Origin of the sequence: Devosia pacifica, assembly GCF_014652635.1 — a bacterium.
GTDB classification, from domain to species: Bacteria; Pseudomonadota; Alphaproteobacteria; order Rhizobiales; family Devosiaceae; genus Devosia; species Devosia pacifica.
Genome location: NZ_BMZE01000001.1, coordinates 12,470 through 28,265 on the forward strand (window position 1 = coordinate 12,470; position 15,796 = coordinate 28,265).

Sequence of the window (15,796 nt, forward strand, 5' to 3'; positions counted from 1 at the left end):
GGGCGAAGTGCGCGGTAGGGTTGAACGCGGCAATGGTCGCGGGCATCAACTGGGGTTCCCGACGGCAAATATCCTCGCGCCGGCAAGCGCAATCTCGATGCGCGAGGGGGTCTACGCGGCCTGGGTCAAGGTCGGGCGGGGTCACACCTGGTTTGGCGCGACTGTAAGTATCGGCGACAACCCAACCTTCAACGATGTCGACCGTATCCAGGTCGAGGCCTATCTGCACGATTTTGGCGACGATCTTTACGATCAGGAGGTCGAGCTTGTCATCGTCGCTCGTATCAGGGACATGCGGCGCTTCAGAACTGCCAATGCGCTTAGCGCCGAAATGGCGCGAGACGTCATGATTTCGCGCCGGCTGCTGGCGCGAGCAAAGTCTCCCGCAGAAATTGGCGGGAGGTCTTACACGCCAGACCTCGGCACAGAGATAGCCGTGCAACAAGAGAAAACCCAAGGCGGGGGGCGGAGCCGTTGGTTTGCTCTAGCCTTTTTGACATTGGCGCAGTTCCTGATCGTTCTCGACGCGTCTATCGTCAATGTGGCAGTACCGGCAATTGGCAAGGACCTGTTGCTCTCGTCGCAAGCCCTCACCTGGATTGTCTCGTCATACGTCATTCCGTTTGGCGGCTTGCTAATGCTGGGCGGACGATTGGGTGATCGGTATGGACATCGACCCCTGTTCCTCATGGGCGTCATCGTGTTTCTTCTCGCCTCGGCCCTCGCGGCACTGGCGCCAAGTTTTGAGATCTTGTTGGCGGCGCGCGCGGCTCAAGGGATGTCTGCAGCGTTTTTAGCGCCCGCCGCGCTGGCCTTGTTGATGCGGCTCTTTCCCGCCAATGATGGCCGTGGCAAAGCCATCGGCGTTTGGGGCGGCGTGGCCGGTCTGGGTGGCGCCACGGGCGCCTTGATGGGCGGCCTGTTGACGACGGCGTTTGGCTGGAGCGCGATCTTTTTCGTCAATATTCCCATGTGCCTTTTGGTCATCGCCGGCACGTTGCGTTTTGTCAGCGCGAATGGGCAAAGCCTTCAGCGCAATCCGCTGGACGCGATGGGCGCCATCACAGTGACGCTTGGGATGCTGGCCGTTGTCGGTGCGTTTTCACACGCTTTAGAAACGGGCACGTTTGATGTTGTTGCGCTCGCTCTCGCTGGTGGAGGCGTTGTGCTCGTCGCACTCTTCATAATGATCGAGCGCCGCAGCCACTATCCTCTGATACGTCTCGACATCTTCACCAATCCCGGCGTTGCGTTCGGCAATCTATCGATGTTCCTTGTTGGCGGAGTCACGCTGAGCATCTTTTTCTTTCTCTCGCTTCATATGCAGTTGGTCATGGGCTACTCCGCTGCCGGAACCGGGCTCCGTCAGTTGCCGCTCGCGATTACCTTTCTCACGACTGCGGCCCTGCTCCCTTCGGTGATTGGGCGTTTTGGCCTGCGTCTGGTACTCACTGTCTCTTTTTTGACCCTCGCAGCTGGGCTCTTGGCGCTGAGCCAGACACAATCCGGGGCAGGCTTCCTTGTGGCGTTGCTCATTCCCACGCTGATTGTGGGGATCGGTCTGGGTGGAACGTTTATCGCGAGCACGGAACTGGCGATTGAAAACGTTGAAGAGGCGGATAGCGGTCTCGCGAGCGGCTTGGTCAATACAAGCCAACAGGTCGGAGGCGCCATCCTGCTCGCGTTCTTCGCGACCCTGCCCGCCTTGCTTGCCACCCAAGCCCCCGAAAGTGCTAGTCAGGAGAGCTCGCTACTGCACGTGGAGTACACGAGCGCGTATCTCGGCATTGGCATTGTCTGCCTGATCGGAGCGGTTGTCAGTTTTCTATCGCCGCAAAAGCGCCAACCGTCATAGTTCTCAAGAGAGTTAGACCGGATGGTCACTACCTGATATAATTTTAGCCATCTTATTGGCGCGCGCCTATTTGCAATCGCCTGCTAATCGCCCGAAATATCGCGTCGGCTCGCCTTTCAAGCAAAGGTGCGTCCCATGCCAGAATGTCCGATTCCCTCAGCACCCTATCGAAGCTCTCCGTCCGCAATCGGCCCATTTCTGCCGGCACAACAGCGCTCAAACAATGGCTCGTTCTGACGCGCCGCGAAATCTTCCCGTCACCCGGGCGGCCTTCCTCAGCATGTTGTGTCTACAAATGTCCAGCATGGTGAGCGGCCTTTTAGGGGTGGGTCACCGACTGGCAGCTCTTAGTCTGCGGCGGTGAAAGCAGACACCACCGGCTAGATGCGCACCTGAATTTTGCACCATGTTCGCTTCCCAAGGCGACCTGTATAGTCAGCTCCGCCTCATCCAGTTCGTTTGGGGGCAGCATCGATTTCCACGCTGTGGGTAAGTTCTCGGGCAGAATTTCGACGCCTGCCGCCTCATGTTACCTTTATATTATGATCAATGTCTGAGCAGCAGCGAAACACGAAGCGGAAGTTCTCTCCCGTCTTGCCATTGAAACCTACGTGGCGGCGTTTGGACACTCCTTCGGGCCATCAAACTCGACTGTGCATCTGAACAGCAATTTGTCGGTTGCATGCTTCGAGGAAATCCTGAAACACGATGTTGTCCTTGTGGCCGACCATAAGACCGAAGCAGTCGGTTTCTTGCAGTTTGGGCGTCACGAAGGTTCGGCCATAGAGGGGTCGAACGCTTGGGACATTCGCAGAGTCTATGTTCAATCACGGCTCCAAAATGCCGGAGTCGGCCGACTGCTTATGGAGCACGCGATTAGCCGTCTGGAACTAGCCGACGCAAAAGCTATCTACCTCGACGTATGGGAAGACAATTTGGCAGCTCAGCGTTTCTATGCCCGATTTGGCTTCTCGCCGATCGGCAAGCGTGAATTCAGGGTGGCGTCCGGGAAAGTGACTGGAAGCGACTTGATCATGCGGCGAGTGCGCCGAGTGCGGAAGCTGCTTCGCTCCACAAATGCAGTTTCATAATGACGCATTATGCGAGCGATCTTTTGGCAGGTTTTCGGGCAACGTCCTTCCGAGCGCCAGTGACCATCATGGGGTCGATAGCGGGCCGGCCCTTTCGGGGTGGTTTGCGGACTGGCGGCTTTTGGTGTGATCGGCTTCAAGCAGACTTTGCGACAAGGTCAGTGCCTCAGTGGGAGGCAGCGAAGTCCACCAAAGAGCAGTCGTTGATGGCATCTCCATCATGCCATCAACGGAAACGATTAGATGACGCGTTGACGTCTTACCGCCACGTTACCTCAGCTAGCCAAGGCTATGGCGTCGGCTCCAGCCGGTGTCCGTGATGGAGCTGACGGATCGTTCGCGACGCGCCAGATGGCCTCGGCGACATCTGATGATTTCGTTTTTGGCGCTCCCGACTCACGTAGGGCGCCGATCACCTGTCCGGCAAACGCGCTGTAGGCGTTAGGAAACCCTCCGTTACCCTGGACACGGGCCAAGGCAGTACCGCTGAAGCTTGTCTCCGGCGAGGAGCCGGGCAGCACGATTTTTACCTCAATGCCGAATGGAGCTAGCTCAAGAGCAAGGGATTCGGTGAAGGCGTTCACTGCTGCCTTACTGGCGGTGTACACCGACAGAAGCGGCAGCGGTTTCATCGTCACGCTCGATGTCACGTTGATGATGAGGCCAGCCTTCCGTTCGCGAAACTGTGGCAGAACCGCCTGTATCATGCGCATGGTTCCGATCGTATTGGTTTCAAAAACCGAACGCACCACGTCAATTGGCGTACCCTCCAGCGCATTGAGCCAGCCGATGCCAGCATTGTTGACCAAGACATCGATGGGGCCGGCCTGCTCGATGACCTTGCGCACGCTTCCCTCATCGGTAACGTCTAGCGGCAGCACGGAAAGATTCTCGGAAGGTAGAAACAGATCTTCCTGAGGCGACCGCATGGTCGCGATAACCTTCCAGCCGTGGTCCAGGAAATACTTAGCCGTGTCGAGGCCAAAGCCGGAGGAGCAGCCGGTGATCAGAATGGTTTTCATCGTATGGACCTTTCGAATTGCGATAAGCCAATAGTGGCCTTCTGAGAAAGGACGCGCTATATTGAAACGTCCGCCTTTTGTTAGAGATGATCCATTTGACCGACCCGTTGGCTGAGATTGTAGCCTTGCTCCAGCCGCGCCTGCCGTTCTCCAAGACGGCTAGTGGCTCGGGTAGCTGGCACGTCGACGGCAAGGGGGACGGTAGCCCATTCTTTGCGGCCATCCTCGAAGGGTCGGCGAAGTTGTCGATCGCCGGTGAATCGGAAGCGAGGCTCGAAGAGAATGACTTCGTGCTTATCCCAGCGGCTTACCAGTTCACAATGGCGAGCACCGAAGCACCTGCGGTTGACGCGGGTGACCCTCTGCGGGTCACCAAGCTGGCCGAGGAAACGCGCCATGGCGATCCTACTGGCGATCCCAACATGCGCATCCTTATTGGGCGACTCGCATTCGGCTCACCTGACAGCAAGCTCATCCTTGCCCTTTTGCCGCGACTCTTACTGGTACGTCGACAAGCCCGGCTTACGACTCTCGTCCAAATGATCCGGGGAGAGGCACAGGATGTTCGACCGGCAAAGGAGTTCGTGCTGGAGCGGCTACTGCAAGTGCTTTTGATCGAGGCGCTGCGATCAGACACGGCTGCCTTGGAGGCGCCAGGTCTGCTGCGTGGACTTGCAGACCGAAATCTCAGTCTCGCACTTCGAGCCTTGCACGAGGCGCCAAACCAAGCTTGGAGTGTCGAAGACTTGGCTGCAAAGGCTATGCTGTCGCGCTCGGCGTTCTTCGAGAAGTTCCAGAAGCAGACCGGAATGGCGCCAATGGAATACCTGACGTCATGGCGCATGGCGCTGGCAAAAGACATGCTACGACGCCGAGATGGGCAAATGAAGGAGATCGCTGAGCGTGTAGGATATGGATCCGCCAGCGCCTTCAGCGTGGCATTTTCCAGATTTGTCGGAGTGCCCCCGAGCATCTACGCGCGTCCAGCAGATGCTGACTCCAGCGAGCGGTGGACATAAAGAGCGGCAGCTTACAGGGAAGCATTAACGAGCGCGAAAGACCGGAATGGGGTCGGAACCCGACGGGCGGTTGTGCGCCCTCATTCCTGCTGTTGAATCCGCCTTTCGGCCTTTCTGAAGCGGACATAGGTGCCATGGCCAGAACGGAGGGAGTGGCTTATACGGTTTCGGCACTGCGCCGAAAAAAGCAGCCTTCTTATGAGGGGCGGTATCGCTCACGCTTGATGGACCGGATGCGAGTTCGACCGGGGGATCATGCCAATAAGTCTGGACGACTTTGCGCCAATCGCCTCAACCCTCATCGAGGTGAAACGAGATAATCTCGGCAAAGTTAGTTTCGAGCAGCGCGAAGCCGAGCGCCCTGGCGCGCTCGGCGGTGAAGCGCTGCGGAAAGTTGCAGGGCTGGTAAAGGGGCGGCGACAGGCGATCGATCAATGCCACCGCCGCTTCGCCACCGATCAAGCGAAGCGCCTCGATTTCTTCTTCCACGCTAACCGCAAGCCCCGGCATCACCAGCACCCGCGCGCCTACCAACGCTTCGGCGGGCAATGTCGCGGCGTGCCGAAGGAAACCGATGGCCGATTGCGGGCTGGCCAGCCAGTGCACCACGTCGAGGGCTGCAGGCAGCTCCGCTCTCTTCCCCGCCAACGGTTCGCGAATGATGTTCGAGAAGAATCCGGAATTACCATGTGTCGGCACACCCGGCCGAATGGCTATGGTGGGCAGGCGCAGCGCCACCGCATCAACGAAGCCGCGGCGCGAATAGTCGGCGAGCAGCGTTTCGCTCATCAGCTTCTGCGCCCCATAGGAGCTCTCCGGCAGGGCCAGAAACACATCGTCTATGATGTCCGGAAAAGCCCCACCATAGACGCCGATTGAAGACGCGTAAACGTAGCGCGGGCGATATTCCTGTCCCGCCAGCCGGGTAGCCTCGAGCGTCGAACGTACCGTATCGAAGTTGATGCGGTAGCCCGCAGCGAAATCCGTGTCAGCCTGCCCCATCGCTGTCGCCGCGACATGGAACACGACGTCCGGCCGCTCGGCCAACACCTGCGCCGCCACGATCGGATCCGAAACATCTCCGATCACTTCGCGCAAGTCCATATCGCTCGAAGCCAGAGAACAAGGTCGTACGTCGGCGATGGTCAACCGATCGATCGGCTGGTCGCCCAACCATGGCCGTTCGAGCAGTGTCTCCACAAGCTTGCGCCCAATCATGCCGGCCGCTCCGACAATGGCAATATGCATCCTTGGATCTCTCAATTTCATTGGCTATATTGAAGTCGCGAGGGATTACGACAGGATCGCTGCTCCTGTGCTTTTTTCGAGCTTGTGGACTTGCTCTAGCAAATCACCGTAGTCGGTAGTGAAGATGCTCTTCCAATGGTAAAGCGACAAGTTCTCTAGCCCGCCCGTCGGCTTAAGACCGGCACAAACTTGCGCAGTTCATCGATCACCTGTCTGCGGTTCGCTTTTGCCTGATAGAGGCTCGCCATCTCGCGCAATGAGTAGCCGATGGCGGCGAATTCAAATCGCCTGGGAAAATGGTCAATCAGTGTGCCACCGACGGAGCGCCGGACGGCAACGAAGAGCCGGCTCCAAATAGCAGCACGGTGTTCTTCGGGTTCAGCGCCTTTGCAAATCCGCGCCGCTCAGGAGTGGCGATGGGCGTCGACGAGCTGGGCCTTTGAAATCTTCCCCGTCGGCGTCATCGGCATGGCATCAATGCGCTGCACGGTGAGAGGGGAGAGATCGTACCCCAGCTCAGGTTGGATGGCCTGCACCAGAGCGTCGAGCAGGGTGTCCGGCGCTCCATCATCGACGATGACGAAGGCCACAGGGCGCTGTCCATCACCCTGCGGCATGCCGACAAGCGCCGCCTGACTTATTCCGGGCTGGCGGCAGAGCGCTTCCTCAATGTCACGCGGAAACCAGGCGGTGCCGTCGACATGGATGAGTTCGGAGCGGCGACCGCGCATGGTGATATAGCCATCTCGGTCGATGAACCCGATATCGCCGGTATGCAGCCAACCGTTAGCGGTGACTTCGGCGGTCTTTTCGGGCTTGCCCCAGTAGCCGTGCATGAAGCCGCCGCGCACCCGTAGCTCACCGATCTGGCCGACTGGCAAGATCGTGTGATCAGGGCCGAAGACCTGCACCTCCTTGTCGGGCAGCGGCGGGCCGACGCGGATCGAGCTGTCGGGGACGGTATCGAAGTGTGGCATGCCCAGGGCGACGAAGCCGCCGAGTTCGCTCTGTCCATAGCTTTCGACGAGCGGGACATCCAGCACGTCCCGCCAGGCAGCCTTAAGGGTAGGCGGCACCGGCCCACCGCCGGATAGCGAGAGGCGCAGTCGGCCGGGCGTCTTGCCACGCAGACGGCTCTCGTCCAGCACCTCGGTGAGCACAGGGGGGTTGGCGATCAGCATGGTGGCGCCGGCAGCGTCCAGGGCATCCCAGCCGGTTGATTGAGTCCATCGGCCCATAACGTTGATCGAAGCCATCCGGTCGAGTTGCGGCAACAAATTGCCGACGAGCTGATAGGAACTGGAAAGCGCAGTCGGGCCAAAGGAGATGTCATCGGCGGTGATGCGCAGCCGTTCGGCGATCGAGCGCGTTGCGCGGCAGGTGGGCTCATGTGCGAGGCATGCGCCCTTGGGTTTGCCGGTGGTGCCGGAGGTGTAGGACAGGTGCGCAATGGCGTCCTCGTCGCCCGGATCGGCGGGGACGTTGAAGCCGGCCTCGACCAGCTCGGGCAGGCTAAGGGCGCCATACTGCGGTCCGTCCATGCACAGCAGGTGGGTGACTGATGGCACCTTGGCCGCCGCGGCCCGCACCTGTTCGTGCATGTCGTGGGTATAGACGATGATCCGGGGTTGGTGATCGTTGAAATAGTAGTCCAGCTCGTCGGCAAACTTGACGTTGACCAAGGCGGCAATGGCGCCCAGCCGCCAGGCCGCAAACATCGTCATCAGGTAGTCGAGGCCGTTATGAGCGACGATTGTGACCCGGTCGCCTTTGCTAAGGCCGCATTCGGCAAGCGCACCCGCGAAGGCGTCCATCTGGGTTGCAGCCTGCGCATAGCTCAGGCTGCGGGTGCGGTCCACCCAGGTAAAAGCGAGCTTGTCTGGCTGCCTGTCTGCGCCGCGTAAGAGTAGGGAATGCAGCAGCATGGCGGTCTCCTGTGGGTAATTGGCGAACCGCATTAAGCCGAATGCTTTCAGATCAAGCCACCGTCTGCATGCAATAGAATATATTCCATCGGCGGTATGGACACCTTGTAGGCAACGTGTTTTCCTGCTCATTAGTTAGGCAGGGCTAAGGCTCTGCAGACTGAAATCGGATGACCGCGCAGCTGTCTTAACGGCCATGGCTGCGAAGCTATCGGGCTTAGAGGTGTTGAGACACCTCAAGTCATCCTGTTGAAAAGTGGCACGCGGCGAGCAACCGAGTGCACGGCAACAGGAGCTTATATGACCGCGCTATTGATCCGAAACGGCTGGATTTTCGTCAACGACGCCGCCAAGACCATCATTAATGGCGGGGACGTTCTGGTTGTGGACGACCAGATCGTTGAAGTCGGCGAGGACCTTAGCCAACGCGCTGCAGCCTATACCGACCTCAAGGCCATCGACGCCGGCAACCGTCTTGTGCTTCCCGGTTTCGTTGATGCGCATATGCATTCCAACGAAGGCTACGAGATGGGGCGGTATGACAACCTGCCGCTCGAAATCTGGTTGTCCGAGGTCTATCCGCCCTTTCACAAGTCGACGCTCAGTGCCCGCGACAAGTATCTGCGGGCAATGCTGGTCGGTATTGTTTCCGTTCGCTCTGGGGTCACCACCCTGCAGGACGATGTCATCAATCTTGGCTTCAAGCCGGATATGGTGGACGCGACAGCAAGCGCCTATCGCGACCTGGGCCTGCGTGGGTGGCTAACCGCTTCGATGTGGGACGAAAGCTTCTGCGACAGCCTGCCGTTCTTGCGCGACACAATGCCGGCGGACCTTGTCGCGGCACTGGACGCGCTGCCGCGGCCCGGTCAGGCCGAACAGATCGCGCTGTTCCGTGAGCTGCACGACAACTGGCACGGCAAGGACAACATGCGCATCATCCTGGGGCCGTGCGGGCCGCAGCGCTGTTCGCGCGAGCTGCTTGAAGAAGTGGCAGAACTATCGGTTGAGAAGGATCTGCCGATCCATTGCCATGTGTTGGAAACCCGCACACAAGCGGTTACCGGACAAGAGAAATACAGCAGAACGCTGGTGCAATATCTCAAAGACACAGGCTGCCTGACGCATCGCCTGACGATGAATCACGCAGTGTGGCTGACTGAAGCCGATATCGAAATGATGGGCGATGCCCGTGTCTCCACCACCCACAATCCGCTGGCCAACCTCAAGCTGGGCTCCGGGATTGCGCCGTTGCGGCAGCTGCTGAATGCGGGGGTGAATGTGGCGCTGGGGTGCGACGGTGTCGCCTCGGCCGATACGGCGGATATGTTTGCGGCTTTCAAAGCTGCGGCGATGATCCACAAGGTTGGTACGCATGATTATCACGACTGGGTCTCGGCCCATGAAGTGATGCACATGGCGACGCTGGGCGGCGCCCGGTCGAGCCTGATGGATCAACAGGTCGGCTCGATCGAAGTCGGCAAGCAGGCAGACATCATCCTGCTCGATCGCAAGGCCTGGGGCTTTATTCCCATGCACGACGCGATCCAGCAAATCGCCTTCAGCGCTAACTCAGAAGCGGTCCAGACATCGATCATTGCCGGTCGCGTGGTGATGGAGGATCGGAACCTTACGTTTGTCGACGAAGAAGCGCTGCGCGAGGAAATCGCGGAGTCCGCTGAGCGATTCCGGCGCGAGGAATGTCCCGCCATGAGCCGCCATGCTGCAACGGTACGTCCATGGCTAGACGCCATGCACACGACCGCCGCGTCCCGTGATGTTGGCCTCGGAGTGTCTCCACTCCGGGTGCCGCCCAACCGATCCCGCCCGGAGGATACCAGCCGTCTAAACTGAAACATCGCACTTGAGACCGGTTCAAACATGTTCAACGCCCTCGATGAAGATCTCGATATCAAGAGCCTGCGGCTTTTGCAGGTGCTGCTGAGCGAATGTAGCGTCTCTCGCACGGCCGATCGCCTCGGTCGAGCGCAGCCTTCTGTCAGCAACAAGCTCAAGCGGCTGCGCGCCATGTTCGGCGACCCGCTGCTGGTGCGCAGTGGCCAGCATATGGTGCGCACTGAGAAGGGCTGCTCGGTGCTGGCCTCGGTCAACAAGGTGCTGGGCGGTATCGACGGCATGTTCGACACAGTGGAAATGTTCGAGCCCGCGACGTCATCGCGGACAGCGCGAATTGCTGGGGCGGATTGCCTGGCGACATTTCTGATCCCGCCGTTTGTGCGTCATTTGCGCGAGACGGCGCCGTTGATGCCTATCGAATTTTCAACACCGGCGAATACGCAAGAGCTGCTGACCGGTCTCGAGTGCGGCGATATCGACATTGCCATTGGCAATTGGCCCGAGCCGCCGGAAAGCTTACGCTGCATGCCGCTGATGGAGGCCGAATTCGTCTGCGTTATGGATGCGGAGCACCCTTATGCAAATTGCATCCAGCTTGAACTGGACGAATATTTGCAGCTTGCGCACCTGTCCCCTACCAGCCCCGGCGAGTCCGCCCTCAGCCCGGTCGACGGACGCCTTGCCCAGTTAGGCAAGCGGCGGCGGAACAGCATCTGTGTGCCCGGGTTCGGGGTGATCCCTTCGATTATCGCCGGCTCGGACCTGGTGCTCACCACCGCCAGGCCACTGGGCGAGGTGATGGCAGGCTCGAGCGACCTGCGGGCAGTCGCGGCACCAGCCGAGTTCGGGCTGATGCAGCTTTATATGCTGTGGCACGAGCATGCCCATAACAGCACCCGCAATCGCTGGCTTCGGCAAACGCTGCTCGGCGAGACCCGCCGCCTTACCGAGGCCGGCACCCGACGCATGCCGGTGCTCGCACCACCCATCGACAATCTTAATCGGAGAGCTTTACCATGAGCAGCCGCTACTGGATCGAACAGTCCACCCGGCAGATGGCAGCCTTCGACAAATCAACAGTTTGCGTGCTCCCGACCGCCGCCGTCGAGCAGCATGGCCCGCACCTGCCACTGGGCGTCGATGCCCTGATAAATCGCGGCATCATTGCCGCTATGTTGAATGTCTTGCCGGACACTGTGCCCGCGCTGATCCTGCCGGAGCAGAGCGTTGGCGCGTCTGCCGAGCACTTGCGCTCGTCCGGAACGCTGTCGCATCGACACGTGCGGCTGATCGAACACTGGACGGAGTTGCTCGAAGGCGTGCACCGCGCCGGTTTCAAGCGCGTCGTGATCTACAATTCCCACGGCGGCAACCGTGACCTGTTTTACCCCATCGCCGTCGACCTGCGGCAGCGGTTCGACATGCTGGTTGCCTATTCCAGCCGCTCGGATGCGGGGGTTCCCGCGGACATTCTCGATCTGCCCAATCTAGGCTTCGACATTCATGCCGGGGCGATCGAGACGTCGATCATGATGGCGCTCCGCCCGGACCTCGTGGCGACCGATCAGATCCAGGATTTTCCTTCCAACGCCATCGGCTTTGAGTCCCGCTTTACCAAGCTGGGGGCTGGAGTTGGTGGGTCGCGCGCCGCCGGGTTCGGATGGCTGAGCGGCGACCTCAATGAGTTTGGCGCCTGCGGCGATGCCACCGCCGCCAGCGCCGATATCGGACAGCGCCTCGTCGATCACGCCGCCGATACGCTGGCCAAGGTCATCGAAGATGTCTGGGGCGCAAACGAACTCGTCTCCTAGAACTTCGTCAACAGTCGGCAGAAGCCGGCTTTAACAGGGATAAGGACATGAAAAACGGACTAAAGAGTATCGCACTGATGGGCTTGGGCGCCGCGCTCGGCAGCACCAGCCTGATGCCAGCTATGGCACAGGACTTCTCTGGACAGACTCTCGTTGTCGGCGTCTGGGGCGGTGATATTGAGCGCCTGCTGCGCGAAAATGTCATCGGGCCGCTGGAAGAAGAGACCGGTGCCAATGTCGAGTTGCTGCTCGGCGGGACCGGCGATCGGGTTGCCAAGATCTATGCTGAGCGCGCCAACCCGACGATGGATATCGCCTTCCTCAACATCTTCGAGGCGCCGCAGGCCCTCGCCGACGGTGTTGTCGTGGCGCCCGATCCGGATCTGCAGATGTACAAGGACATCTGGCCTGGCATGAACGAGGGTTGCTATGCGATGTCCTTGGCGGCCTTGGGCATCGTCTACAACAAGGACGAGTTTGAATCGCCGCCGGAATGGGAAGACCTGTGGGCGCCGGAGCTGCAGGGCAGGATCGCTTTGCCGCCGTTCCCGGGTTCGGAAGCCAATGGCATCCTGGCCATCGCCGGTCGGCTCGCAGGAGCGGACGAGCATGACGCCGACGCTTCCTTCGACAAGCTGGCCGAACTGAAGCCGATCCCGCTGACCTATACCAACCTAGACGAGTTGCTGTTGCTCACCGATGCCGGTGAAATCGCCGCAGCACCGATCATCAGCGGCTATGCCATCTCGGGTATGGAGAATTACGAGAACATCGGCTTTTCGTTTCCGACCGATCCAGGTCCGGTGTTGACGCGCGACATGCTCTGCCTGGTCGCCAACAGCCCCAGCCCTGAGCTGGCGATGCTGTTCGCCGAAAAGGCTCTCGGCGTTGTTAACCAGACTGCCTACGCCAACGAGCTCTATTTCGGTCCGACCAACAGCAATGTCGAGCTGGAGCCGGCTGTCTCCGAGATGCTCATCGACACGCCCGAAGAGGTTGAGACCCTGACGGAACTCGACTGGCCATACCTGATCGAGAACCGCAGCGCCTGGACCGATCGCTGGAACGCCGAGATCCTCGCGGACTAATCGTTTCTGTTTCATACCCTGCGGACCGGCTACGGCCGGTCTGCTATCCCGAGAGTAGCTGATGGCGCGCAAATCCACGTTCTTGCTGTTGACACCCGGTTTGTTTGTGACCGGGGCTGTATTCTTGTCGCCATTTGCATTTCTAGCCCTGACAAGCTTTTGGACCCAGCGCCCGAATTCGTTGCTGGTCGACCCGGCCTTCACTCTCGTCAATTACGTTCGCATCGCCACCGACATGTTCTTTCTTCGTGTGCTGTTCCACACGATCTATCTCGGTGTTATCACGGTGCTTGTCTGCCTGGTGCTGGGCCTGCCCATCGCGCGGTGGATCGCCCGTAGGGCAGTCGTCTCGCGCGGCATTCTTGTGGTGCTTATCGTGACCCCAATGGTCAGCGGCGCCGTGGTGCAGACGCTCGGCCTCGTCAATCTGCTTAGCTTGCTCGGCGTGATCAATGGCCTCTTGAAGCAGTTAGGCCTGATCGACAGGTCGATTCGATTTCTGGGCGACGAACTGGGCGTGCTGATCGGCCTCGTGCAGGCCTTCTTGCCGCTGATGGTGCTGCCGTTGCTCAACACCATGTCGAAACTGCCCGAAGACCTGGAATCGGCTGCACGCTCACTGGGCGCGCCGGCATGGCGGTTGTGGATGTTGGTTATTCTGCCGCTGTCCATGCCCGGCATAATAGCCGGCAGCGTGCTGGTGTTTTTTGCCTCGGTTACCTCTTTCGTTACACCGCAGATCCTCGGGCAGGGACGCATTCAGACCTTCGGGACAGTGATGTATCAACAGTCCGCGCTGGTCAATGACTGGCCATTCGCCTCGGCACTTGCGGTCACCATGATGGTGCTGCTTGGGGGACTGGTGCTGGCACTACGCGCCATCCGGCAGCGCTTGGCGCGTCGCTCCAACGTCGCGGGAGCCGTTTAATGAAGCTGCGTCGCGCTGCGATTGACACCGTCTGGATTGCGTGGATGGCGATCGGCTATATCGTCGTTCTCATGCCCATAGTGGTCGTGTTTTTTGCCTCGTTCAGCGATGGCAATACCTTCCGGTTTCCGCCCAGCGGCTTTTCGCTGAAATGGTATCAGGCGGCCTTCGAAAGCTCTGAGTATCGAAATGCGTTGAGCGTCAGCCTGCTGGTTGGCATCTTGGCCACGCTGGTGTCACTGACTGCCGGCACGCTGGCCGCCTATGCGCTGAGCCGCAGCACATTCCGCGGCAAGACCATGATCGAGACCCTGTTGCTGGCTCCGCTCGCGCTCCCCCATATCGTGTGGGCCATCGGGCTGCTGCAGATCTACGCCTGGCTGAGCATTGGCGGCACGCTGCTCGGCCTGGTGCTGGCCCACGCGGCGCTGACGCTGCCGTTCGCGGTGCGCATCATGCTCTCCACTTTCAGCCAGCTCGACAAAACGCTGCAGGATGCGGCGACGACGCTGGGCGCCTCCCCGATGCGGGTGGTCGTGCACATCGTGCTGCCGTTGATCTGGCCTGGCGTGCTGACCAGCGCGCTCTTCACCTTCCTGACCTCGTTCAATGAGGTGACCGTCTCGGTTCTTATCGCCGGTTCGCGCTACCTCACTTACCCGGTCCGGCTTTATTCCGAACTGCGCAGTCAGGGCATCGATCCGACGACCATCGCCATCAGCGCCATGCTGGTCGCCATGATCATCGTCTTCGCGCTGATCGGCGAACGGTTTCTCAACTGGTCTCGACGGGTGTGACCGATCATGGCGACAACCAGCAAGGCAGAAATTTGACCTCGGCTTATCTCTCTATTTCCGGCATGGCGAAGGCCTATCGCGGCACCCCGGCCCTGAAATCTGTCGATCTCGACGTCAATGAAGGCGAGTTCGTTGCGCTGCTCGGTCCGTCCGGCTGCGGCAAGAGCACCCTGTTGCGGCTCGTTGCCGGACTGCTTGAGCCGGATGAGGGCACGATTACGCTCGCCGATCAGCGCATCGGCCATCTGCCCGCGTACAAGCGTGATATCGGGCTGGTATTCCAGAATTATGCGCTGTTCCCGCACATGACGGTGGCGCGGAACGTGCGGTTTGGCCTCGATATGCGCAACATGCCGCGCGCCGAGGCCGAAACGCGCGTCGCCGATGCCTTGGCGCTGGTCAAACTGGAGCATCTGGCGGCCCGCATGCCGTCCGAGCTTTCCGGTGGCCAGCAACAGCGGGTGGCACTGGCGCGCGCCATCGCCATCCGCCCCCGGCTGCTGCTGCTCGACGAACCGCTCAGTAATCTCGATGCGGTGCTTCGCGCCAGCGTGCGCACCGAACTACGCGAGCTGCATGCCCGCACCGGCCTGACCATCGTTATGGTGACCCATGATCAGGTAGAGGCGATGACCATGGCCGACCGCATTGCCGTGATGTCGGATGGCGAGGTGCTGCAACACGATACGCCGCAGCAGATCTACGAACAGCCGGCCTCCGACTTTGTCGCCAAGTTTGTCGGCACGCCGCCTGCGGCAATGTTGCAGGTCGATCGCAAGATCGATGGTCGCTTCGCAGTGGGCGACACGATCTGGTCGCCGTCACCGGAGCTCGAGGCCGTGCTGGCGCCGATCCAGCGAGTGGCCGTCGCGCTGGGGCTGCGGCCCGACCACCTGGCGCTTACGTCCGCCGACGCGCCACACGCCTTGCCGGCCACCATCAGGACGGTGGAATACCTAGGTGCCGAACGCCTGGTTCACGTCGAAGCCGGCGGGCAGATGTTGGTAATCCGGTTGTCTGCCGATGAACCGGTCGTCACCGGCGCGGTCGGTGTTGCGATCGTCAAGTCGCCACCGGTGTTCGATCTCACGACCGGGCTGCGGCTCGGGCGCGCCGGGTAATCTGGCAACAAGCATGACCATCAGGATTCCGCAA

13 protein-coding genes are annotated in these 15,796 nt (G+C 60.1%); 10 read left to right on the plus strand and 3 right to left on the minus strand.

The window, feature by feature from the left end; all coding sequences use genetic code 11:
- Window positions 1–7 precede the first annotated feature (7 nt).
- Window positions 8–1,855: an MFS transporter gene (locus tag IE127_RS00070; RefSeq protein WP_189422271.1), complete on the plus strand. Its 1,848-nt coding sequence runs from the start codon at window positions 8–10 to the stop codon at window positions 1,853–1,855.
- 611 nt (window positions 1,856–2,466) lie between these two features.
- Entirely contained in the window at window positions 2,467–2,946 is a 480-nt protein-coding gene (locus IE127_RS00075; protein WP_189422273.1) for a GNAT family N-acetyltransferase, read from the plus strand.
- Window positions 2,947–3,221: 275 nt separating this feature from the next.
- Here the strand turns inward: IE127_RS00075 and IE127_RS00080 are convergent, their stop codons facing one another.
- Window positions 3,222–3,968 carry an SDR family oxidoreductase gene (locus IE127_RS00080; RefSeq protein WP_189422274.1) on the minus strand — a complete coding sequence of 249 codons (747 nt, stop codon included), beginning with the start codon at window positions 3,966–3,968 and terminating at the stop codon, window positions 3,222–3,224.
- Window positions 3,969–4,063: 95 nt separating this feature from the next.
- Here IE127_RS00080 and IE127_RS00085 point away from each other — a divergent pair, with 95 nt between their 5' ends.
- A complete protein-coding gene (locus IE127_RS00085) occupies window positions 4,064–4,987 on the plus strand; it encodes an AraC family transcriptional regulator (RefSeq protein ID WP_189422276.1) in 924 nt (307 codons plus the stop codon).
- Window positions 4,988–5,278: 291 nt separating this feature from the next.
- On the opposite strand, the gene IE127_RS00090 is transcribed toward IE127_RS00085, so the two are convergent.
- Window positions 5,279–6,235: an NAD-dependent epimerase/dehydratase family protein gene (locus tag IE127_RS00090; RefSeq protein ID WP_189422278.1), complete on the minus strand. Its 957-nt coding sequence runs from the start codon at window positions 6,233–6,235 to the stop codon at window positions 5,279–5,281.
- Between the two features lie 404 nt (window positions 6,236–6,639).
- Entirely contained in the window at window positions 6,640–8,160 is a 1,521-nt protein-coding gene (locus tag IE127_RS00095; RefSeq protein WP_189422280.1) for a class I adenylate-forming enzyme family protein, read from the minus strand.
- Window positions 8,161–8,460: 300 nt separating this feature from the next.
- Between IE127_RS00095 and IE127_RS00100 the strand changes: the two genes are divergently transcribed.
- The 7 genes from IE127_RS00100 (at window position 8,461) to IE127_RS00130 (ending at window position 15,762) form a co-directional block, all read left to right on the plus strand.
- Window positions 8,461–10,014: an amidohydrolase family protein gene (locus IE127_RS00100; protein WP_189422282.1), complete on the plus strand. Its 1,554-nt coding sequence runs from the start codon at window positions 8,461–8,463 to the stop codon at window positions 10,012–10,014.
- A gap of 27 nt (window positions 10,015–10,041) precedes the next feature.
- Window positions 10,042–11,037: a LysR family transcriptional regulator gene (locus tag IE127_RS00105; RefSeq protein WP_189422284.1), complete on the plus strand. Its 996-nt coding sequence runs from the start codon at window positions 10,042–10,044 to the stop codon at window positions 11,035–11,037.
- On the plus strand, window positions 11,034–11,828 hold the full coding sequence (locus tag IE127_RS00110) for a creatininase family protein (protein ID WP_189422286.1): 795 nt from the start codon (window positions 11,034–11,036) through the stop codon (window positions 11,826–11,828). The genes IE127_RS00105 and IE127_RS00110 overlap by 4 nt, the downstream gene beginning before the upstream one ends.
- Before the next feature lie 47 nt (window positions 11,829–11,875).
- Window positions 11,876–12,916 (plus strand): extracellular solute-binding protein, encoded by a 1,041-nt coding sequence (locus tag IE127_RS00115; protein WP_189422288.1) that lies wholly within the window; start codon window positions 11,876–11,878, stop codon window positions 12,914–12,916.
- Between the two features lie 61 nt (window positions 12,917–12,977).
- Entirely contained in the window at window positions 12,978–13,844 is an 867-nt protein-coding gene (locus IE127_RS00120) for an ABC transporter permease (RefSeq protein WP_189422290.1), read from the plus strand.
- Window positions 13,845–13,888: 44 nt separating this feature from the next.
- Window positions 13,889–14,641: an ABC transporter permease gene (locus IE127_RS00125; RefSeq protein ID WP_189422292.1), complete on the plus strand. Its 753-nt coding sequence runs from the start codon at window positions 13,889–13,891 to the stop codon at window positions 14,639–14,641.
- 32 nt (window positions 14,642–14,673) lie between these two features.
- Window positions 14,674–15,762 (plus strand): ABC transporter ATP-binding protein, encoded by a 1,089-nt coding sequence (locus IE127_RS00130; RefSeq protein WP_189422294.1) that lies wholly within the window; start codon window positions 14,674–14,676, stop codon window positions 15,760–15,762.
- Window positions 15,763–15,796 lie beyond the last annotated feature (34 nt).

Bases quoted from the DNA above. Each gene is read 5' to 3' on its own strand.
- IE127_RS00110 (WP_189422286.1), top strand. From the start codon at position 11,034: ATGAGCAGCCGCTACTGGATCGAACAGTCCACCCGGCAGATGGCAGCC.
- IE127_RS00100 (WP_189422282.1), top strand. From the start codon at position 8,461: ATGACCGCGCTATTGATCCGAAACGGCTGGATTTTCGTCAACGACGCC.
- IE127_RS00080 (WP_189422274.1), bottom strand. From the start codon at position 3,968: ATGAAAACCATTCTGATCACCGGCTGCTCCTCCGGCTTTGGCCTCGAC.
- IE127_RS00090 (WP_189422278.1), bottom strand. From the start codon at position 6,235: ATGCATATTGCCATTGTCGGAGCGGCCGGCATGATTGGGCGCAAGCTT.
- IE127_RS00120 (WP_189422290.1), top strand. From the start codon at position 12,978: ATGGCGCGCAAATCCACGTTCTTGCTGTTGACACCCGGTTTGTTTGTG.
- IE127_RS00105 (WP_189422284.1), top strand. From the start codon at position 10,042: ATGTTCAACGCCCTCGATGAAGATCTCGATATCAAGAGCCTGCGGCTT.
- IE127_RS00095 (WP_189422280.1), bottom strand. From the start codon at position 8,160: ATGCTGCTGCATTCCCTACTCTTACGCGGCGCAGACAGGCAGCCAGAC.
- IE127_RS00125 (WP_189422292.1), top strand. From the start codon at position 13,889: ATGGCGATCGGCTATATCGTCGTTCTCATGCCCATAGTGGTCGTGTTT.
- IE127_RS00115 (WP_189422288.1), top strand. From the start codon at position 11,876: ATGAAAAACGGACTAAAGAGTATCGCACTGATGGGCTTGGGCGCCGCG.